Origin of the sequence: Bifidobacterium catenulatum DSM 16992 = JCM 1194 = LMG 11043 (assembly GCF_001025195.1) — a bacterium.
Lineage (GTDB): Bacteria > Actinomycetota > Actinomycetes > Actinomycetales > Bifidobacteriaceae > Bifidobacterium > Bifidobacterium catenulatum.
Genome location: NZ_AP012325.1, coordinates 1,638,128 through 1,657,885, shown reverse-complemented (window position 1 = coordinate 1,657,885; position 19,758 = coordinate 1,638,128). Strand labels below are relative to the sequence as shown.

At 57.4% G+C, this 19,758-nt stretch carries 15 protein-coding genes; 13 read left to right on the top strand and 2 right to left on the bottom strand.

All coding sequences use genetic code 11. The annotated features are described in order from the left end of the window. The first annotated feature begins 77 nt into the window (after nucleotides 1–77). The 5 genes from BBCT_RS06915 (at nucleotide 78) to BBCT_RS06895 (ending at nucleotide 6,444) form a co-directional block, all read left to right on the top strand. Nucleotides 78–671, top strand: a complete 594-nt coding sequence (locus tag BBCT_RS06915) for a TM2 domain-containing protein (protein ID WP_003835419.1) — start codon at nucleotides 78–80, stop codon at nucleotides 669–671. Further along, on the top strand, nucleotides 671–1,813 hold the full coding sequence (locus BBCT_RS06910; protein ID WP_003835418.1) for a lipoate--protein ligase family protein: 1,143 nt from the start codon (nucleotides 671–673) through the stop codon (nucleotides 1,811–1,813). Before BBCT_RS06915 ends, BBCT_RS06910 begins: the two co-directional genes overlap by 1 nt. A gap of 170 nt (nucleotides 1,814–1,983) precedes the next feature. Further along, nucleotides 1,984–2,709 (top strand): Crp/Fnr family transcriptional regulator, encoded by a 726-nt coding sequence (locus BBCT_RS06905; RefSeq protein ID WP_003835416.1) that lies wholly within the window; start codon nucleotides 1,984–1,986, stop codon nucleotides 2,707–2,709. 101 nt (nucleotides 2,710–2,810) lie between these two features. Next, nucleotides 2,811–5,087 carry a transglycosylase domain-containing protein gene (locus BBCT_RS06900; protein ID WP_003835415.1) on the top strand — a complete coding sequence of 759 codons (2,277 nt, stop codon included), beginning with the start codon at nucleotides 2,811–2,813 and terminating at the stop codon, nucleotides 5,085–5,087. Between the two features lie 220 nt (nucleotides 5,088–5,307). After that, nucleotides 5,308–6,444 (top strand): NADH:flavin oxidoreductase/NADH oxidase, encoded by a 1,137-nt coding sequence (locus tag BBCT_RS06895; protein ID WP_003835412.1) that lies wholly within the window; start codon nucleotides 5,308–5,310, stop codon nucleotides 6,442–6,444. Between the two features lie 150 nt (nucleotides 6,445–6,594). On the opposite strand, the gene BBCT_RS06890 is transcribed toward BBCT_RS06895, so the two are convergent. Further along, nucleotides 6,595–7,743, bottom strand: a complete 1,149-nt coding sequence (locus tag BBCT_RS06890; RefSeq protein ID WP_003835410.1) for a quinone-dependent dihydroorotate dehydrogenase — start codon at nucleotides 7,741–7,743, stop codon at nucleotides 6,595–6,597. A 189-nt stretch (nucleotides 7,744–7,932) separates the two neighbouring features. Here BBCT_RS06890 and BBCT_RS06885 point away from each other — a divergent pair, with 189 nt between their 5' ends. The 5 genes from BBCT_RS06885 (at nucleotide 7,933) to BBCT_RS06865 (ending at nucleotide 13,210) form a co-directional block, all read left to right on the top strand. Next, nucleotides 7,933–8,736, top strand: a complete 804-nt coding sequence (locus BBCT_RS06885; RefSeq protein ID WP_003835407.1) for a DeoR/GlpR family DNA-binding transcription regulator — start codon at nucleotides 7,933–7,935, stop codon at nucleotides 8,734–8,736. Nucleotides 8,737–8,741: 5 nt separating this feature from the next. Further along, nucleotides 8,742–9,992 (top strand): galactose-1-phosphate uridylyltransferase, encoded by a 1,251-nt coding sequence (galT, locus tag BBCT_RS06880; protein ID WP_003835406.1) that lies wholly within the window; start codon nucleotides 8,742–8,744, stop codon nucleotides 9,990–9,992. 31 nt (nucleotides 9,993–10,023) lie between these two features. Further along, nucleotides 10,024–11,274: a galactokinase gene (galK, locus tag BBCT_RS06875; RefSeq protein WP_003835405.1), complete on the top strand. Its 1,251-nt coding sequence runs from the start codon at nucleotides 10,024–10,026 to the stop codon at nucleotides 11,272–11,274. 232 nt (nucleotides 11,275–11,506) lie between these two features. Further along, a complete protein-coding gene (locus tag BBCT_RS06870) occupies nucleotides 11,507–11,779 on the top strand; it encodes an ACT domain-containing protein (RefSeq protein WP_003835404.1) in 273 nt (90 codons plus the stop codon). Nucleotides 11,780–11,845: 66 nt separating this feature from the next. Beyond that, nucleotides 11,846–13,210 carry a PFL family protein gene (locus BBCT_RS06865; protein ID WP_003835403.1) on the top strand — a complete coding sequence of 455 codons (1,365 nt, stop codon included), beginning with the start codon at nucleotides 11,846–11,848 and terminating at the stop codon, nucleotides 13,208–13,210. Between the two features lie 412 nt (nucleotides 13,211–13,622). On the opposite strand, the gene BBCT_RS06860 is transcribed toward BBCT_RS06865, so the two are convergent. After that, nucleotides 13,623–14,288, bottom strand: coding sequence for a tRNA (cytidine(34)-2'-O)-methyltransferase (locus tag BBCT_RS06860; protein WP_003835400.1), 666 nt, complete (start codon nucleotides 14,286–14,288; stop codon nucleotides 13,623–13,625). Between the two features lie 19 nt (nucleotides 14,289–14,307). On the opposite strand from BBCT_RS06860, the gene BBCT_RS06855 reads away from it, so the two are divergent. The 3 genes from BBCT_RS06855 (at nucleotide 14,308) to rpoB (ending at nucleotide 19,672) form a co-directional block, all read left to right on the top strand. Further along, nucleotides 14,308–15,252 carry an HhH-GPD family protein gene (locus BBCT_RS06855; protein ID WP_172620101.1) on the top strand — a complete coding sequence of 315 codons (945 nt, stop codon included), beginning with the start codon at nucleotides 14,308–14,310 and terminating at the stop codon, nucleotides 15,250–15,252. 51 nt (nucleotides 15,253–15,303) lie between these two features. Next, entirely contained in the window at nucleotides 15,304–15,948 is a 645-nt protein-coding gene (locus tag BBCT_RS06850) for a hypothetical protein (RefSeq protein WP_003835399.1), read from the top strand. 163 nt (nucleotides 15,949–16,111) lie between these two features. Beyond that, complete coding sequence (rpoB, locus tag BBCT_RS06845; protein ID WP_033512821.1) at nucleotides 16,112–19,672, top strand: DNA-directed RNA polymerase subunit beta; 3,561 nt, start codon at nucleotides 16,112–16,114, stop codon at nucleotides 19,670–19,672. The last annotated feature ends 86 nt before the right edge of the window (nucleotides 19,673–19,758 follow it).

Here is a 19,758-nt window from a genome sequence, read left to right as displayed (position 1 = left end):
ATATTCAGGGAGATTTCAGGGATTGCTTTCAGGGTGGATGAAGGAAATAAGGCAAATTATGGGATAATGTTGGAACCATGAGTGACAACAATGCCGGCTACAACGATTCCGACCAAGACAACTATTACGCTTCGAATAATTCGGCCCAAGCTGATTTCGGACAATTCCAGGATGGCCGCAATCAGCCTGCAGCGCAACCGTACAATCCCAACCCGTATGCATCGCAGCAGCCTGCGCAACCTGCACAGCCCTTCTACGGACAGCCGACGTACGGACAGCCGGATTACACACAATCGGCGCAGCCCCCCTATTATCAGCAGCAGGCGCAGCCCCGATACGAGCAGCCCTCATACAATCAGCCACCAATCTACGCGCAGCAGACCTACTATCAGGCGGCCCAACAGCAGCCCGGCTACGGTTACGCGCAGAAGTCGAAGATCGTCGCCGGCTTGCTCGGCCTGTTCCTCGGTGGCCTCGGCGTGCATAACTTCTATCTGGGATACACCGGCAAGGCCGTGGCTCAGCTGTTGCTGACCCTGATCGGATGGATCATCCTTATCGGACCGATCATTTCCGGAATCTGGGCTCTGATCGAATCCGTCCTCATCCTGTGCTCCAGTTACGGGTCTAACTGGCACCGCGATGGGCGCGGCCAAGAGCTCCAAGATTGATGAGCAGAGGCCTGTACAAGCAGCCGGGCGGAAAACTCGTAGGGGTTTCCGTCCGGCTTTCTGATGCCGTTCCAGCATATTCCCGCGAATGCGCAAGTTCCACCCAATCCGTGGAACAATGCCGGATCGACGGCGATTTCTTTCTTGACGGCGATGACAAGGATTCCCGCCGACTATTGCAGGATTTGGAAAATTTGCTGCAAAGCCAGCAAAGCGCGTCCGCACGCGACATTACGCGACGATTGCAAGCGATTACCGCGAACTATCCGAACGTGCGATTGGTGGGTATGACGGAAGAAGGCATCGCCATCGCTTTCCTCCGCGCAATCACAAGCAGCGAATCGCGCAATGCGGAAGATGCAACGAACAACGGAAATATCGCGCGGTCTACGAAACAATATTCCGGGAAACAACCGGAAATGCATAATGCGCTGACACAAGAGGAATATCTGGAACGCTGGCGGGTCCTGAAACCGACCGTCATCCACGACAAACCGCGAAATCCAAACGAACAAATGGAAACCGACATCGCATGGGCGCGCGAAGTGGCGGCAGGCAAACGCGAACCCACGCTGCGGATCTGGGAATGGGCCGCTCCGGCGGTGGTCATCGGCAAATTCCAGTCGCTCGAAGACGAAGTCAACACGGCGGTCGCGCAGAAGGAAGGATTCGCCGTGGTCCGACGTTGTACTGGCGGCGGGGCGATGTTCATCGAACCGGGTAACACCATTACCTACTCGCTATACGCGCCGCTCGATTTCGCCCAAGGCATAAGTATCGAGGAATCATACCGGCTCTGCGATTTCTGGCTGGTGCGCGCGCTTAAGGAACTCGGGCTCGACGTACGATTCGCCGGCCTCAACGACATCGCCACGCAATACGGCAAACTCGGCGGAGCCGCGCAACGTCGCTTCACGCCAGCAGAGGGAGGGCCTGGCGCCATACTGCACCACGTGACCCTCGCCTACGATATCGACGCGGAAAAAATGGGGCGGGTGTTGAACACCTCACGCGAGAAAATGTCGGACAAAGCGGTGAAATCAGCGGTAAAACGAGTCGATCCAATGCGCTCGCAGACGGGCATGAGCCGTGAAGACGTGGTTGAACGGCTGCTCGACGCCGCCAGGCGAGTTACAATGTAGCCCGATGGTCGAAGCCGCCCTGATGTCAAGGGCGATGAGAACGTTACGAAAGCTTGGTGTTCCGTGAGGGCATGTGGAATCGTAGCAAGCTTTCGAAGCCGCGGCAGCGCGCCTGGCAACACGCCTGTCGGCGTGCCCAGAGGATGTGCCTATGAACGGAGGTGCGACAAATGGCTACGCCAAACGAGACCAATAGTGGACCCAGTGGCGAAAGCGCGACGTTGCTGCATACCGCGTTGTTCAAGCAGGTTTCTTCCGAAGAGGCGGAGGAACTGCTACCGCATCTGCAGCATGCCGAATATAACAAGGGCGACTATATTTTCCGCGAAGGCGACACCGATCATCGCATGTATCTGCTGGAACGCGGGCGAGTCAAACTGATCCGGCAATCGTCCGACAGACGTGTGCAGTTGTTGAGCATTCATGCGTACGGCGAAGTGTTGGGTGAGATTCCGGTGTTCGATCCGCACGGTGGGCCGCGCACCGCGTCCGCCGTGGCCATGACCAATGACACGAAAGTCGTGTGGCTTGAGCATGACGCCCTGTTCGCATGGCTTGACGAGCATCCGCGCGTGGCCGTCGACATGCTTCAGGTGCTCGCGCATCGCATGCGTGACAACAACGAGCGCATTTCGGAACTTGTGTTCATGGACGTACCGGGACGTTTGGCAAAAACGCTGCTGAATCTGGCATCACGTTTCGGTGAGCCGGTCGAGGCGGGGCTGAAGGTGCCGCATAATCTGACGCAGGAAGAAATGGCGCAGCTGGTTGGTTCGTCACGCGAGACGGTGAACAAGGCGCTGATGGATTTCGCCAACCGCGGATGGATTGCGCGTGAGGGCCGTTCCATCATCATCTACCAGCCGGGTATGCTTATTCGGCGATCGAGACGATAATTTTCGACTATTTTCCAGCGTTTTTCAAGTTTTACGGTTGTTTGTGAGAAACCCGTGACACCTGCTGACGAGCGGTTGATTAGTAGACCCACCACTTTAGAATGGGCACCATGCCCGAAAAGAAGACTTTGACCGTTCAACGTGTGCTCGCACTCGTGATTGCCTACATCACGCTGAGTGTGGGTGGCGGCGTGGCCGCCAGTTTGTTCCTCCTACCGGCGGTTTTCGGCGCGAACAGCGTCGCCAAGGCGGTTATTCCGTCGCTGTCGGTCGAAGGTATTGATTTTGATGTGACCAGCCTGCCGCAGAAGTCGACCATGTACGCTTCCGATGGCACCACGAAAATCACCGAATTCTGGGATCAGAATCGTGAAGTCGTGCCCTTGAAGAAGATTTCCAAATACATGCAGCAGGCCGTGGTCTCGCGTGAAGACAGACGATTCTTCACTCACGGCGGCGTGGATGTACAGGGTGTGTTCCGTGCGTTCGTCCAAACATACATGAAGGGCGACCATCAGGGCGGTTCCTCCCTTACCCAGCAGTATGTCAAAAACGTGCTGATCCTGCAGGCGCAGCAGGATAACGATCCGATTGCGCAATACCATGCGTCGGAAGATACCATTGCACGAAAATTGAGGGAAATGCTGATTTCCGTGCAAATGGAGAAGCAGTATTCCAAGCCTGAGATTTTGCAGGGATATCTCAATATCGCACAGTTCGGCGGCAATAGCCTCTATGGCGTGCAGGCGGCTGCGAAGCGGTATTTCAACACCACCGCAGACCAACTGAACATCGTGCAGTCCGCCACCATCGCGGCAATCACCAAGAATCCGAACGCGTACGATCCTTCCGTCGAATCGAACCAGCCGGAATCCGAGAAACAACGCAATATCGTGCTGCAGCTGATGAACGAGCAGGGCTATATTTCGGATGCGGAATATCAGGAGGCGGTCAATACTCCACTCGCAGATACGCTTGATGTCCAGCCTATTTCCACCGGTTGCATGGCCGCGGATTATGATGCGGGCTATTTCTGCGATTATGTGGTGCATAAGATTTTGAATTCCAAGGAATTCGGCAAGACCAGCGAGGATAGGGAAAGGTTGCTGAAAGAGGGCGGTCTGAAGATCGTCACCACGTTGGATATCGATGCCAACACCTTGTTGAACGAAACCGCGCGCAACACCATTCCACCGGAAGATTCCTCCGGCATGGAAATCGTGATGGCGTCCGTCAAACCGGGCACCGGAGAAGTGTTGGGCTTCGGTCTGAATCGAACGTATGATGCCACCGAAGCGGCGCAGAACGACCAGACCAGGGATTCCATGAACTATGCCGTGGACCGAGAAGACGGCGGCGGCATGGGCTTCTCCATCGGCTCGTCGTGGAAGCCTATCAATCTGGTGGCATGGATGGAAGCGGGACATTCCGTCAACGAGAACCTGCAGACGACCACGAGGTATTCGACCTCGTTGTTCGCATGCGATCGTTATACCGGCGGCACTGATTCGTGGAACGTCACCAACGCAATAACCAATGGAACGGTGAATCCGGAAACGCCGGCATTGGCTTTGGCAAGGTCTCATAACACCACGCAGGCTTCCATGGGATCCATCATCGGCTTGTGCAAGATTGCCGATACCGCAACTGAACTTGGCTATCATGATGCGAATACCGGTGAGACGCTCGACAAGACCTCATCGTTCGTGCCTGCCATGATGGTCGGCAACGTCAACGTGTCCCCGCTGACGATGGCAAGCATCTTCGCTGTATATGCGTCCAATGGCGTGCAGTGCAATCCGATTGCGCTGAAGCAGGTGACTGATGTGGACGGCAATGATATCAAGGTGCCTTCTGCGAACTGCCATCAGGCGGTTGATCCGGAAATCATTCAAACGCTTGCTTGGGCCATGAATCAAGGCGTTGTTCGTCCTGACGGCGCAGGCGGTGTGGCACAGCTGGCCAATGGACGTAAGACCTTCGCCAAGACCGGTACCCACGAGGATCAGCTAGTTACGACAGGTGGTTTCATTCCGAACCAGATCGCTACATTCGTGCTCGTCGGTGACGTGCAGAACCCGGTTGGACACCCGATTGCGAATATCGCTATCAACGGCCAATACCACAGCTATTGGGATGGTTCTACCATCGCGGCCCCGGCATGGCGTGACTTTATGAATGCTTATGCTGAACGCAAACAGCTGCCGATTGACAATGGTTATGGGCAGCCTGCGGCCAAGTATTCCGCAACATCCAGCACAGTCACCAGGATCGGCGGTGGAAGGCAGAATGCCACGCAGCAGCAAAGCACAATCATTCAGCAGCAGAACCAGTCGCTTCAGCAGCAAAGCCAGCAGAACGACCAGCAGGATGATTAGGATCAGCAGCAGACTGAAGATGAGTGACGCTTCCGCAATTCAGTGAATGGAAGTGAACAATCAATGAACGCCCGCCATGTTCGGCGGGCGTTCTGCGTAGAATGCAGATAGTGCCGGTTCTATGGCACGAGATTCCCAGAGAAGCACAAGGGAAATACAAGAAGAAGGTTCAGCTGATCGGCATGAAGCCAGTAGACGCGACCGGAGGGGAGCTACTACGATGAGCGAAGACGAAAAGAAAGCGAAGCAGTCGAAGAAGGCCAAAACCAGTGGTACGGTTGGCCTGTTCGATCCTATGACCTTGCGTGGCGTGACCGTGCGCAACCGCATCTGGCTGCCGCCGATGGACACGTATTCCGCGTTGGCCCAGGATGGCCTGCCCACGCCATTCCACTATCAGCATTATGTGTCGCGTGCCATGGGCGGTTTCGGCATGATTATCGTGGAAGCCACCGCAGTGGCGCCGGAGGGTCGTATTTCGCCGTGCGACTTGGGATTGTGGGCCGACGAGCAGATGGATGCATGGCGTTGGATCGTTGCCGATACGAAGGCCGCCGGCGCCACCATGGCGGTGCAGCTCAACCATGCCGGACGCAAGGCCTCCACCGGCTGCTTCTCCATTGGTTTCGAGCATGAGAGCGTGCCGGAGGAGCAGGGCGGTTGGAAGACCGTGGGGCCAAGCGCCAACGCGTTTGGCTCGCTGACTAAGCCTCGCGCGTTGACCGTTGACGAGATCCATGCCATTGTCGACCAGTTCCGCGATGCCGCTTGGCGTGCTTATGATATCGGCTTTGACGCGGTGGAAATTCATGCGGCCCACGGCTATCTGCTGTCTCAGTTCCTCGATCCACTGATCAACGAGCGTGAGGATGAGTATGGCGGATCGTTCAAAAACCGCATTCGCATGCTGGTCGAGGTCGTGGACGCCGTGCGTTCCGTCGTGCCCGACACCATGCCGGTGCTGGTGCGCGTTTCCGCAACCGACTGGGCCGCCGGCGGTTGGGATCTCGACCAGACCGTCGACCTTGCCAAAGTGTTGAAGGAGCATGGCGTCGATCTGGTGGATGTTTCCACCGGAGGCATGATTCCGGGTGTGGCCATTCCGGTCAAGCCCGGCTATCAGGTTCCGTTCTCGGAGCAGGTGCGTTCGCGAGCTGGAATCCCAACCACGGCGGTCGGTCTGATCACCAAGCCGAAGCGGGCCAAGAAGATCCTCAAATCCGGCGCCGCCGATGCCATCGAAATCGGACGTGCGGCATTGCGTGATCCGAACTGGCCGTTGCGTGCCGCAGCCAAGCTTGATATTCCAACCGAAAATGCGCCCTATCAGCCGCAATACGTGCGAGGCGCGTATTAATGGAGCCGATAGATTGGATTATCGTCAGATAAATATCAGATAAAAATAGGCAGTATCGGCAATCGCAATAAAATAATGCGCCCCGTACCAGGGTATTGGTTGCGGGGCGCATTATTTTGCTGCTTTCGTTTATCGGGAATCCGGCTGAAATCAGGCGTCGATGCCGACGGCCTGGCTGACGTGGTCGAAACCGTCGCGCTTGAGCAGTTCGGCGAGACCACGCTTCAACACGGTGATCTGCTGCGGGCCTCGGTACATCAGCGAGCTGATGAACATCACCAACGACGAGCCGGAACGGATCTTTTCATAGGCCTGCTGCGGAGTGAACACGCCGCCGATGCCTGCGATCGTGAAACGGTCGCCGTACTCGCGGTACACCTGCTTGATGCGTTCGTTGCTGGCCGCATAGCAAGGCGAGCCCGACAATCCGCCTTCCCAATCACGCGGGATGCTCATGCCGGTACGATCCTTCTGCAGGTTCGCGATCGACAGGCCCTGCACGTTGTGCCCGGTAAGCACGTCAAGCAGTTCCTTGAACTCTTCCCAGCTCTTGTTCAACGGCAGTTTCACCAGTGTGGGCTGTGGGCGTTCGATCTTGTCGAGTTCGGTGAATAGTTTGTCGAGCGCCTCCGGGCTTTCGTTGAACGGTTCGCCGGCCATGGTGTTCGGGCAGGAGATGTTCACTTCGACCATGGCGGTGCGGCCGGTGGCGCGACGCATCGAAATGCAGTAATCTTCGATGCCTTCTTCCAAATCGCCGGTTTTGTTGTCGTTCGTGCGTGCGATGGACACGGAAATCTGCATGTCGTGAGCTTTTGTCCAAGCCTGCTCCGCACGAGGAACCACGATTTCCGATCCCTCATTGGCAAGACCGACGTGCACCATCATCGAATCGTATTCAGGCAGACGATGGAACCATGGCCTCGGATTGCCGGGGCAGGGGCGAGACGTGGTGGAGCCGACTGTTTCGAAGCCGAAACCGGCATTGTCGAGCAAGACCGGCATCTCGCAGTTCTTGTCAAGACCGGCGGAAAGACCGAACGGATTGACGAAGTCGATGCCCATCACATTGGTTTCCAGCACCGGGTCGGAATAGTTGAGCATTTCACGGCACGCCCACATCAGTGGAGGGATGTTCTTGGTGATCTTGCAGAACTGGATCATCTGGTCATGCGCCACGTCGGGCGTTTGATTGAAGATGAAATACGGCTTGATGATGTGTTTGTAGCCGAAGGTGAAGAGATCGGTGGTGGCTTTGTTCACCGCATCGTGCCAAAAATTCTCAGAAACGTACGTCATGGTTCACCATTCTCGCACCGTTTGCCGCAAGAAGGCAACATGGTGATTGGTTGCATTGACGGAACGTCGACGTTCGTTTTTGTGCGATTCGGAAGATTATGGGATATTCAAGTACATTTTTTGCAAGTAAAACACGCGAAGCGATCATCTCAGTTTTTATTTTGAGTGAACATGTGCGATAATGTTCGAATGATATCGTCACAACGTCAACATTTGATTTTGAGCAGGTTGCGTACCCGCGGTGCGGTGCGTATCACCGCATTGTCCAAGGAATTGGGCGTTTCCGCCATGACTATCCGCCGCGATATCGCCGATCTGGCCGACAAGGGTCTGCTGAAACGAGTGCACGGCGGTGCCGTCACTACCAGCACGCTGCTGAGCGAGCCGCTGTTCTCTGTAAAGTCGCAGATGGACATCGGCCTCAAAGACGCCATCGCGCAGGAAGCCATCAAATATGTGGCGCCCGGCGACGTGATCGCCGTCGGCGGCGGCACCACGGCATACGTATTCGCGCAACATCTGCTTGAATCGCAGCAGTCATCGGGCATCACCATTCTCACCAACTCCATTCCGGTGGCGGAACTGGTGCAGGCGCTGGAATCGAAAGACGTGGAAGTCATCGTGACCGGCGGCGTGACCACCCGATCCAACTCGCTCGTAGGGCCGATCGCTGACAAGGTGGTGGCTTCTCTGCGCGTCAACACGGTCTTCCTGGGCACGCATTCCGTGTCCATTCCGCGCGGCTTCCTCATGCCGAACTCGCTTGAGGCCGCGACCGATATGGCAATGATGGACATTGCCGATCGAACTATAATTTTGACCGATCACACAAAGTGGAGCTGCACATCATTGTCGCTTTTCGCACGCTTCGACCAAGTGGACACGGTCATTACCGATGATGGACTAGACCCCGATTCGGTTGGGAAAACAAGGGATTTGGTTAAAGAGCTCGTGCTGGCGCACCAGACCGAGCCTATTCAGGAAGGTGAATAACCATAATGAGTGAATTCGCAAACTACACTCCGGGAGAGTACGCGAAGGAACACATTCGCATCACGCCGACCACGCTCGCCGATGGCCGTGCGTTCTTCTACCTCGACGATGATCCGGAATATGTTTCCGGCGCGAAGACGCGCGAACTGAACGATCCTCGTCAGCTGGCATACCGCTTCTCCAACCAGCTCAACGCAGCCGGTGAGGAGGTGCCGTACGCCGCTCCGGAAATGCGTCGCGATCCACTGACCGGCGACTGGATTCCGATGGCGACCGCACGCATGAACCGCCCGATCACCGCAGGACCGGGCGCCACCGCCAAGGGCAACCCGCTGGCCGCACGCAAGCCGGGCGACCCGTACCAGGACGGCGAAGTACCGGACACCGACTACAACGTGGTCGTGTTCGAAAACCGCTTCCCATCGATGGTTCGCGTGCCGGGCCGTTCCGAAGCCGTGGAATACGTCAATGGCAACCCGCTGTGGGAGAAGAAGCTCGCCGCAGGTCGCTGCGAAGTGATCTGCTTCGACCCGGACGAAGACGGCCTGCCGGCGGACCTGCCGGTCTCCCGCCTGCGTACCGTCGTGGAAGCATGGGCGTTCCGTACCGCCGAAATCTCCAAGATGGAAGGCATCGAACAGATCTTCCCGTTCGAAAACCACGGACAGGAAATCGGCGTCTCCCTGGCGCACCCTCACGGACAGGTCTACTGCTACCCGTTCATCGCGCCGAAGATGGAAGCCGAACTCAAGCAGACCGAAGCCTACCATGAGAAGACCGGCGGCAACCTGCTCAAGGATCTCATGAACTCCGAAATCGAAGCCGGGGAGCGCATCGTCATGCGCAACCACAGCTGGGTGGCCTACGTGCCAGCCGCAGCCCGCTGGCCTCTCGAGGTGCATGTGGCTCCGGTACGCGACGTGCTCACCCTCGACGAGCTCAATGACCAGGAACGTTGGGATTTGGCCGTCATGTACTCCACCCTGCTCAAGCGCGGCAACGCGTTCTTCGACAAGGGCGACGGCAAGGGCATGGACCTGCCATACATCGCAGCATGGCACCAGGCTCCGATCCACGACGCACGCCGTGAAAACTACCGTCTGAATCTGCAGTTCTTCTCGTTCCGCCGCGCAGCCAACAAGATCAAGTATCTGGCCGGATCCGAATCCGGCATGGCCGCATGGGTTTCCGACACCACGCCGGAACTCATCGCCAAGCGCTTCCACGAGCTCGGACCAATCGATATCGAAGGCTGAAAGTCAATAAAACCCAAAGGACAAAACACCAATGACTGCTGTTGAATTCATTGAGCCGCTCTCGCACGACGAGGGTGTGAAGAACGCGACCGACCTGTTCCGAGCCACCTACGGTGAGGAACCGGCTGGCGTATGGGCCGCACCGGGCCGTGTGAACCTGATTGGCGAACATACCGACTACAACGCGGGCCTGTGCCTGCCGATCGCACTGCCGCACCGCACGTTCATCGCGCTCAAGCCGCGTGAAGACACCAAGGTGCGCGTGGTTTCCGACGTTGATTCCGAAAACGTTACCGAAGCCGACCTCGATGGTCTGCAGGCCGGTGGTGTGGAAGGCTGGGCCGCCTACCCGGTAGGCGTTGCCTGGGCATTGCGCGAAGCCGGCTTCGATGCGGTGCAGGGCTTCGACGCGGCATTCTCCTCCTGCGTTCCGCTCGGATCCGGTCTGAGCTCCTCCGCAGCCATGACCTGCTCCACCGCCTTGGCGCTGGATGACGTGTATGGTTTGGGTTATGGCGCATCCGATGCCGGTCGTGTGACACTGATTAACGCCGCCATCAAATCGGAAAACGACATGGCGGGTGCGTCCACCGGTGGTCTCGATCAGAACGCATCCATGCGCTGCACTTTCGGCCATGCGTTGCGTCTTGATTGCCGTCCAGAGCTGAGCCCGCTGGAGAATGTCTCCCAGCAGGAATTCGATCTCGACAAGTACGGTCTGGAACTGCTGGTGCTTGACACTCAGGCTCCGCACCAGCTCAACGACGGCCAGTATGCCCAGCGTCGCGCCACTTGCGAGAAGGCCGCCGAAATCCTCGGCGTGGCCAACCTGCGTGTGGTTGCCGACGAAATCGCTAAATCCGAGGATCCGTTCCAGGCACTTAAGGAAACGCTCGACAAGCTGGAAGACGACACGATGAAGAAGCGCGTGCGCCACGTCATCACCGAAATCGCCCGTGTCAATTCCTTCGTGCGTGCCTTTGCCAACGGCAAGATCGACGAGGCAGGCCGACTGTTCAACGCGTCTCATGATTCGCTTGCAGCGGATTATGAAGTGACTGTGCCCGAGTTGGATATTGCCGTGGATGTGGCTCGTGTCAACGGCGCGTACGGCGCACGTATGACCGGCGGCGGCTTTGGCGGCTCCATCATCGCGTTGGTGGACAAGGGCCAGGGTCACGAAATCGCACAGAAGATTGCTGACCGCTTCGAAAAGGAAGGTTTCAACGCGCCTCGCGCCTTGCCGGCGTTCGCTGCGGCTTCCGCGAGCCGCGAGGCTTGATCGCAGTTTCCGCGACGAATCGTAGTGTATATATGAGGCATGTATGAATATATACTTACGATTGCATCGCGGAAGACCGCGAGTGGGACCGTAAGCAACGGCCATCTCAATATGTAACGGAATTACGGAAAAGGCACGTGTTTTGGCACGTGCCTTTCCTATACTTGAGGGCACGTCCGGCAATTCGCCGAGACGGCAACTGGATATTCGCACCTAACATTTAGGGAGTTCCATGAACAAGGCAATCATCACCGTCGTCGGTCAGGATACTGTCGGCATCATCGCACGCGTCTGCACATACCTTTCCGAACATCAGGTCAACGTGCTTGACATTTCCCAGACCATCATCGACGGTTTCTTCAACATGATGATGATCGTGGATTATTCCAACGCCGACAAGGAATTCGGCGAGATCGTGGACGATCTCGACAAGCTCGGCGAGGAGATTGGCGTGCGCATCCGCTGCCAGCGCGAGGAGATCTTTACCAAGATGCACCGCGTCTGATCCGCGGCATACGTGAGTCACGCAAGTAATCGAAGCCACGAATCGTACTAATCGTAAGGAAAAACCATGCTGAATATCATGGAGGTCCACGAGACCAACCAGATGATCGAGCAGGAGAAGCTCGACGTGCGCACCATCACCATGGGCATCAGCCTGTTGGACTGCGCGGCCGACAGCGTCGACGAAGTCTGCGACAACATCTACAACAAGATCACCACGTATGCCAAGGATCTCGTATCCACTGGCCAGGCCATCGAACGCGACTACGGCATTCCGATCGTCAATAAGCGCATCACCGTCACCCCGATTTCTCTGGTCGGCGCAAGCTCGTGCAAAACGTCGGACGATTTCGTGAAAATTGCGCATGCGCTTGACCGTGCGGCGAAGAAGGTCGGCGTCGACCTGATCGGCGGCTACTCCGCGCTCGTATCCAAGTCCATGACCCCTGCCGAAGAGTTGCTCATCCGCTCCCTGCCGAAGGCGCTGAGCGAAACCGACATTGTCTGCTCGTCTGTCAATGTGGGATCCACCAAAACCGGCATCGACATGAACTCCGTCGAGCTGCTCGGCCACATCATCAAAGACATCGCACACGCTACCGCAGATAACGATTCCTACGGATGTGTGAAATTCGTGGCATTCTGCAATGCCCCCGACGACAACCCGTTCATGGCAGGCGGCTTCCATGGCGTGACCGAAGGCGACGCGGTCATCAACGTCGGCGTTTCCGGCCCCGGCGTGGTTTCCCGCGCGCTGGACGAAGCCAAGGGCAAAGACTTCGAATTCCTGTGCGAAACCATCAAGCGCACCGCGTTCAAGATCACGCGCGTCGGCCAGCTGGTGGCACAGGAGGCATCCCGTCGCCTCGGCATTCCATTCGGCATCATCGACCTTTCCCTCGCGCCAACCCCGGCCGTAGGCGACTCCGTCGGCGAAGTGCTTGAAAAGATTGGCCTCGAACAGGTTGGCGCACCGGGCACCACCGCGGCGCTCGCCATGCTCAACGACCAGGTGAAGAAGGGCGGCATCATGGCGTCCTCCTACGTCGGCGGACTTTCCGGCGCGTTCATCCCTGTCTCCGAAGATAAGAACATGATTGACGCGGCAACCAATGGCTGCCTGAAGATCGAAAAGCTTGAGGCCATGACCTGCGTGTGCTCCGTCGGCCTCGACATGATCGCCATTCCGGGAGACACCACCGCATCCACCATTTCCGGCATCATCGCCGATGAGGCCGCCATCGGCATGGTCAACCAGAAGACCACCGCCGTGCGCGTGATTCCGGTGGAAGGCAAAGGCGTAGGGGAGATGGCCAACTTCGGCGGCCTGATGGGCTATGCGCCGATCATTCCGGTGAACCAGACCAGCTGCGAAGCTTTCGTGACCCGTGGCGGCCGCATCCCCGCCCCAATCCACAGCTTCAAAAACTAGCCCCTCCCTTCCCTCTTCCCGATGCATGCTTGTCGCGTGCGATTCATTCTTGCGATTTGTGCTTGCGTTGGGTGCATAAGCTGCTGTAATGGGGAGGTCGCAGAAGAGCGGGATATTCTATTCGCGACACACTCAAGGCCGTTCGGCCAAGCTTACGGTCTCGAACAGAATATCCCGCTCTTCTGCTCGCTTTCGTACATTTCGTTGTGTCTTGCATAAAAGAAAAGAAAACTTACTTAAGTTGAACTCAGCGTAGCTGGAGAGACGGCGGGGTCTGTTTCAGACCGTAAAGACTTGGCCTGAGCGGCCTGGAGCGTGTCGGGAATAGACCCCGCCGCCTCTCCAGCGGAACTTACTATACAAAAAGCAAGTAAATTATTGAAAAACCTAGAAGTTGCAGGCAGGGGAGGGATTACTGGCCGCCGGCGAAGCCTAGTTGGCGCCAGGCTTCGTAGATGGCGATGGATGCGCAGTTGGTGAGGTTCAGGGAACGCAGGCTCGGGCGCATTGGCAATCGCACCTGTTCGGCCACGTGCGGACCGGCCATAATATCCATCGGATCGGGAATGTTGCCCGGCTCCGGGCCGAATAGCAGAATGTCGGTCGGCTTGTATTCGATGTCGGTATACAGTTTGGTGGCGTGTGCAGTGAACGCGATGATGCGTGAATTCGGCATGGATTCCACTAGGTTTTCAAAATTCGGGTGTAATACCACGTGCGCCATATCGTGATAATCCAATCCGGCGCGGCGCAGCTTCGTATCGCGCAGATTGAATCCAAGCGGCTCCACCAAATGCAGGATCGTGCCGGTCACCGCGCACAGGCGGATTGCCGAACCGGTGTTGCCTGGAATTCGGGGGGAGTAGTAGCACAGGTGGGGCGTGGAAGTTTCGGCTTTTGCCGCGTCTTCGGCCGACAGCATTGCGTCGATTACAGAAATCGGATTGCCGTGCGCGTCGGTCACGAGTTCGTCCGGACCGTAATTCGACTTGCGATAGCCGTATTCGAACATTTTCTCGACTTTGGCTTCCGCTGCATTTGCGCCTTGCGCGTCATTGGTATGCTCTTCGTTCGTCATGAATGCAAGAATAGGTACGATGAACGACACGAACGGGAATAATGCAGAAATCGAAAATGTCGAAGCTGTGGCGGTCGCGCTTGCCGAATGGTGGCATGCTTCGGCGCGTGACCTTCCGTGGCGATTCGGCCGTGCCACGCCATGGGGTGTGCTTGTTTCCGAGGTGATGAGCCAGCAGACGCAGATGAGCCGTGTGGTGCCGTATTGGAACGATTGGATGGAGCGTTGGCCTGATGCGGCTGCGCTTGCAGGTGCTGCGAAATCTGATGTGATCACTGCCTGGGGCAGGCTTGGGTACCCTCGGCGTGCGTTGCGATTGCAGGAATGCGCTCGTGTAGTCGCTTCCGACTATGGCAATGAGCTACCGCAAACATACGATGAGCTGTTGGCTCTGCCGGGTATCGGCGATTACACGGCCAGCGCGGTGATGAGTTTCGCGTTCGGAGAGCGCATCGCGGTGGTAGATACGAATATTCGCAGGGTGCTTTCGAGGGTTTTTCTTGGTGTGGAGTCGCTTGGTGGTGCTGCGAGCCCTGCTGAGCGTGCGTTGGCGAAGCAAGTGTTGCCGCAGGATAGTGTGTCGAAATGCAGACGGTTCGACCGTTCTTCGGTGGTGTGGAATCAGTCGGTTATGGAATTGGGTGCGATTGTGTGTACGGCGAAATCGCCGTTGTGTGAGGCGTGTCCGGTTTCTTCGCGGTGTGTGTTTTTGCGTGATGGACGCCCGGGATTGGGGGAGCGTCGTACAAGGCCGCGTCAGCGTTTCCAAGGTACGGATCGTCAGGTGCGTGGGCTGGTGCTGAATGCGTTGCGTAATCTGCCGGAAGGTGAGATTGCCGTCGACCGTAAGTCGCTTGAACGATTGTGGGATGATCATATCCAACTTGACCGTTGCATCGCGTCGTTGGATGAGGATGGTCTTATTGAGATCCTGCCGCATGCGGATGTGCGTCTTCCGGTATGAAAAGGCGGGTGCTGACGTTCTTTGGATGCGTGCACGCTAGACTGTGGAATCATGGCACAGAAGACGTCCTCGAAATCCGGCAAGAAGCGTTCGAAAGAGCAGCAGGCGATATTTCGTCGTCGTCGCATTGTCGTCGGTATTGCGGTGGTGGTGCTGGTCTCTTTTCTGGTGTTTTGCCTGTATTCCCTGTCTAGGGGGATTGTCGCGGTGAGTCGGGAGATTCATCATGCGGATGCGTATGCGATTTCCCGTAAGGAAGTGCCGTCCCCGACGAAGAAGAAGAAAAGCGGGGTGCCGGATTGCAATGCGACGAATGTTGCGCTTTCGTTGACTCCTGCGGCGTCGAGTCTCGGCGTGGGCGGTTCGATGGATTTTACGACGGATATCAAATATGACGGTTCCAGCAAGGTAGGCTGTTTGGTCGATATATCTGCTTCCAACGTTGTGTTGACGATCAAATCGGGCGATGATGTGATTTGGAAGTCTAATGTGTGCCCAGTGGATGCGGATTATCGTCTGTTGGCGAAGGGCGACAAGGTCAAGCAGACGATCACTTGGCCGGGAACGCGTACCGGCAGTGAGTGTGTGGAGGAATCCACCCTACCGAAGGTGGATCGGGGCGTGTATTCGGCGCAGCTTTCGATTGAGGGACATCCCAAGGCCAAGTCCGATCCGGTCGGCATAACCGTCGAATAAAAATCTACAGGATATGTTATTCTTATGACTTTGCGTACATGCGTGTCATATAGCGGGCACGCTGACAAGGAAGAAGCGCCCGCGTACTAGGCATATGGTGGCCAATGGGAGCGCTTCCGGGGAAACATATCGAAACGATTTAGCGAGCGATAAGGAACGTCCATTGGCTGAGGCTACGACGAACACCACCACCATCATCGCACGCGCCGACCAGCACGATATTGATCTGCACAAGGCGTCGGACCGTGTGAACTTCGGCTCCATCCGCGAGCCCATTGATGTACCCTACCTGTTGGGTGTACAGACTGACAGCTTTGACTGGCTCATCGGCAATGAGCGCTGGCAGAAGCGTGTCGAGAAGGATCTGGAGAACGGCACCAACACCGTGTCCCACACTTCTGGTCTTGACGAGGTCTTCCAGGAGATCTCTCCGATCGAGAACTTCGCTCAGACCATGAGCCTGACCTTCTCCGATCCGTATTTCGAGGAACCGCGCCACACCGTGCAGGAGTGCAAGGAGAAGGATTACACCTACTCTGCTCCGCTGTACGTGAACGCTGAGTTCGAGAACGGCGACACCGGTGAAATCAAATCCCAGACTGTGTTCATGGGCGATTTCCCGCTGCAGACCCCGCACGGCACCTTCATCATCGGCGGTACCGAGCGAGTGATCGTGTCGCAGCTGGTGCGTTCTCCGGGCGTGTACTTCGACCGTAGCCAGGATCGTACTTCCGACAAGGAAGTTTTTGGCGCTAAGATTATTCCGAGCCGTGGCGCATGGCTCGAGTTTGAGATCGACAAGCGTGATGTGCTCGGCGTGCGCGTGGATCGTAAGCGCAAGCAGTCCGCCATCGTGTTCCTCATGGCTATCGGCATGACCAAAGATGAGATCGCCGACGCCTTCAAGGATTACCCGCTGGTCATGGACGCGCTCGCCAAGGAGACCGTGCAGACCCAGGACGAGGCTCTGACCGATCTGTACCGCAAGATCCGCCCGGCCGACACTCCGACGCCGGAAGCTGGCCGCAATCTGCTGGATTCCTTCTACTTCAACACCAAGCGTTACGATCTGGCCCGCGTCGGCCGTTACAAGATCAACCGCAAGCTTGGCTTGGAGAAGGATATCAACGATCGCAGCCTGTCTCGCGAAGACATCATCTCCACCATCAAGTATCTGGTCACGCTGCATGCCGGTGACACAAAGTTCCCGGGCAAGCGCGATGGTCAGGATGTGGATCTGCGCGTGGACGTCGACGATATCGACCACTTCGGCAACCGTCGTATCCGTCAGGTCGGCGAGCTGATCCAGAACCAGTTGCGCACTGGTCTGAGCCGTATGGAGCGCGTGGTCCGCGAGCGTATGACCACTCAGGATCCGGAGGCCATCACCCCGCAGTCCCTGATCAACATCCGCCCGGTGAACGCTACCATCAAGGAGTTCTTCGGAACCTCCCAGCTGTCGCAGTTCATGGATCAGAACAACCCGCTGGCAGGTGTGACCAACAAGCGTCGTCTGTCCGCTCTGGGCCCTGGTGGTCTGTCCCGCGACCGTGCATCCATGGAAGTGCGAGACGTGCACCCGTCCCATTTCGGCCGTATGTGCCCGATCGAGTCTCCTGAAGGCCCGAACATCGGTCTTATCGGCTCTCTGGCAACCTTCGGTCGCATCAATCCGTTCGGCTTCATCGAGACCCCGTACCGTAAGGTCGTCAACGGCCATGTGACCGACGAGGTCGAATACATGACCGCAGACCGCGATGCCGAGCACGTCATCGCACAGGCCAATCAGGAGCTCGACGATAACGGCAACTTCGTCAAGAAGCAGGCCCTGGCCCGAGTCGGCGAGGAAGAAGCGGTCGATGTGCCGGTCAGCTCCGTTGACTACATGGACGTTTCCCCGCGCCAGATGGTTTCCGTCGGTGCATCCCTGATCCCGTTCCTGGAGCACGATGAGGGCCACCGAGCGCTGATGGGTACCAACATGCAGCGTCAGGCCGTGCCGCTGATCGAATCCGAGCGCCCGCTGGTGGGCACCGGTGCCGAATGGCGTGCAGCCGTTGATTCCGGCGATGTCATTCTGGCTGAGAAGCCGGGCGTGGTGACCTACGTTTCCGCCGACATTATCCGTGTGATGAACGACGATGGCACCACCAGCTCCTACAAGCTGGCCAAGTTCCGCCGTTCCAACCAGACCACCTGCTACAACCAGGTGCCGCTGATCCACGACGGCGAACGTGTGGAAGCCGGTACCGTGCTGGCCGACGGCCCGGCAACCCAGAAGGGTGAAATGGCTTTGGGTAAGAACCTGCTCATCGCCTTCATGCCGTGGAACGGCTACAACTACGAGGATGCTGTGATCATCTCCCAGCGTCTCGTGCAGGACGACACCCTAAGCTCCATTCACATCGAGGAATACGAGATCGACGCCCGCGAAACCAAGCTGGGTGCCGAGGAGATCACCCGTGATCTGCCGAACGTCGGCGAAGACGCGGTGGCCAACCTCGATGAGCGTGGCATTATCCGCATCGGCGCCGAAGTCGAAGCCGGCGACATTCTGGTGGGTAAGGTCACCCCGAAGGGCGAAACCGAGCTGACTCCGGAAGAGCGCTTGCTGCGCGCCATCTTCGGTGAGAAGAGCCGCGAAGTGCGTGACACCTCGCTGCGTGTGCCTCACGGCGAGACCGGTACGGTGATTGACGTCAAGGAGATCACCCGCGAAGACGCCGAAGAAGACGGCGACGAGCTGCCGAACGGCGTGAACCAGATGATCCGCGTCTACATTGCGCAGCATCGTAAGATCACCCAGGGCGACAAGCTCTCCGGCCGACATGGCAACAAGGGCGTTATCTCCCGCATTCTGCCGGAAGAGGATATGCCGTTCCTCGCAGATGGTACTCCGGTCGACATCATGCTGAACCCGCTGGGTGTGCCTTCTCGAATGAACCTTGGACAGGTGCTGGAACTGCATTTGGGCTGGATCGCGCATGCCGGCTGGGACATCTCCCTCGACCCGGATATTGAAGCCGCTTGGAAGAAGAACATTCCGCAGGGCGCCGAAAAGGGCGAGCCGGGCACTCCGGTGGCAACCCCGGTGTTCGACGGCGTTCGTCCGGAAACCATCAAGGGCCTGCTTTCCTGCACCTTGCCGGATCGCGACGGCAACAAGCTGGTCGGAGACGACGGCAAGGCCGTGCTGTTCGACGGTCGTACCGGCGAACCGTACCCGAAGCCGATCTCCGTTGGCTACATGTACATGCTGAAGCTGCACCACCTGGTCGACGACAAGATTCACGCACGTTCCACCGGCCCGTACTCCATGATCACCCAGCAGCCGTTGGGCGGCAAGGCCCAGTTCGGTGGCCAGCGTTTCGGCGAGATGGAAGTGTGGGCCCTCGAGGCCTACGGCGCCGCCTACACGCTGCACGAGATGATGACCACCAAGTCCGATGACGTCGACGGCCGCGTGCGTGTCTACGGTGCCATTGTGAAGGGTGACAACCTGCCGCCGGCAGGCATTCCGGAATCCTTCAAGGTGCTGCTTAAGGAAATGCAGTCCCTGTCCCTGAACGTCGAAGTGCTCAACGCGGAAGGCGTGGCCATCGACATGAAGGACGAGGATGACGATCCGTCTGCTTCCTCCGACGATCTTGGCTTCAACATTGGCGCGCGTCCCGACGCGGTCGCCAAGGCTGACCAGGTTGTGGAAGAACCTGAATTCCAGTGATCCCATGGCTGGTCGCGTCGTATGAAAACGTGGCGCGACCAGTCTGACGAAACGTGATTAAGCATTAAGAATCGATAGACAGGACA

What these genes read in the sequence shown, in the direction of transcription:
- BBCT_RS06910 (WP_003835418.1), top strand. Translation starts at nt 671, where the DNA reads ATGAGCAGAGGCCTGTACAAGCAGCCGGGCGGAAAACTCGTAGGGGTT.
- BBCT_RS06870 (WP_003835404.1), top strand. Translation starts at nt 11,507, where the DNA reads ATGAACAAGGCAATCATCACCGTCGTCGGTCAGGATACTGTCGGCATC.
- BBCT_RS06885 (WP_003835407.1), top strand. Translation starts at nt 7,933, where the DNA reads ATGATATCGTCACAACGTCAACATTTGATTTTGAGCAGGTTGCGTACC.
- BBCT_RS06855 (WP_172620101.1), top strand. Translation starts at nt 14,308, where the DNA reads ATGAACGACACGAACGGGAATAATGCAGAAATCGAAAATGTCGAAGCT.
- BBCT_RS06890 (WP_003835410.1), bottom strand. Translation starts at nt 7,743, where the DNA reads ATGACGTACGTTTCTGAGAATTTTTGGCACGATGCGGTGAACAAAGCC.
- BBCT_RS06895 (WP_003835412.1), top strand. Translation starts at nt 5,308, where the DNA reads ATGAGCGAAGACGAAAAGAAAGCGAAGCAGTCGAAGAAGGCCAAAACC.
- BBCT_RS06860 (WP_003835400.1), bottom strand. Translation starts at nt 14,288, where the DNA reads ATGACGAACGAAGAGCATACCAATGACGCGCAAGGCGCAAATGCAGCG.
- galT (WP_003835406.1), top strand. Translation starts at nt 8,742, where the DNA reads ATGAGTGAATTCGCAAACTACACTCCGGGAGAGTACGCGAAGGAACAC.
- BBCT_RS06850 (WP_003835399.1), top strand. Translation starts at nt 15,304, where the DNA reads ATGGCACAGAAGACGTCCTCGAAATCCGGCAAGAAGCGTTCGAAAGAG.
- BBCT_RS06900 (WP_003835415.1), top strand. Translation starts at nt 2,811, where the DNA reads ATGGGCACCATGCCCGAAAAGAAGACTTTGACCGTTCAACGTGTGCTC.
- BBCT_RS06865 (WP_003835403.1), top strand. Translation starts at nt 11,846, where the DNA reads ATGCTGAATATCATGGAGGTCCACGAGACCAACCAGATGATCGAGCAG.
- BBCT_RS06905 (WP_003835416.1), top strand. Translation starts at nt 1,984, where the DNA reads ATGGCTACGCCAAACGAGACCAATAGTGGACCCAGTGGCGAAAGCGCG.
- galK (WP_003835405.1), top strand. Translation starts at nt 10,024, where the DNA reads ATGACTGCTGTTGAATTCATTGAGCCGCTCTCGCACGACGAGGGTGTG.
- BBCT_RS06915 (WP_003835419.1), top strand. Translation starts at nt 78, where the DNA reads ATGAGTGACAACAATGCCGGCTACAACGATTCCGACCAAGACAACTAT.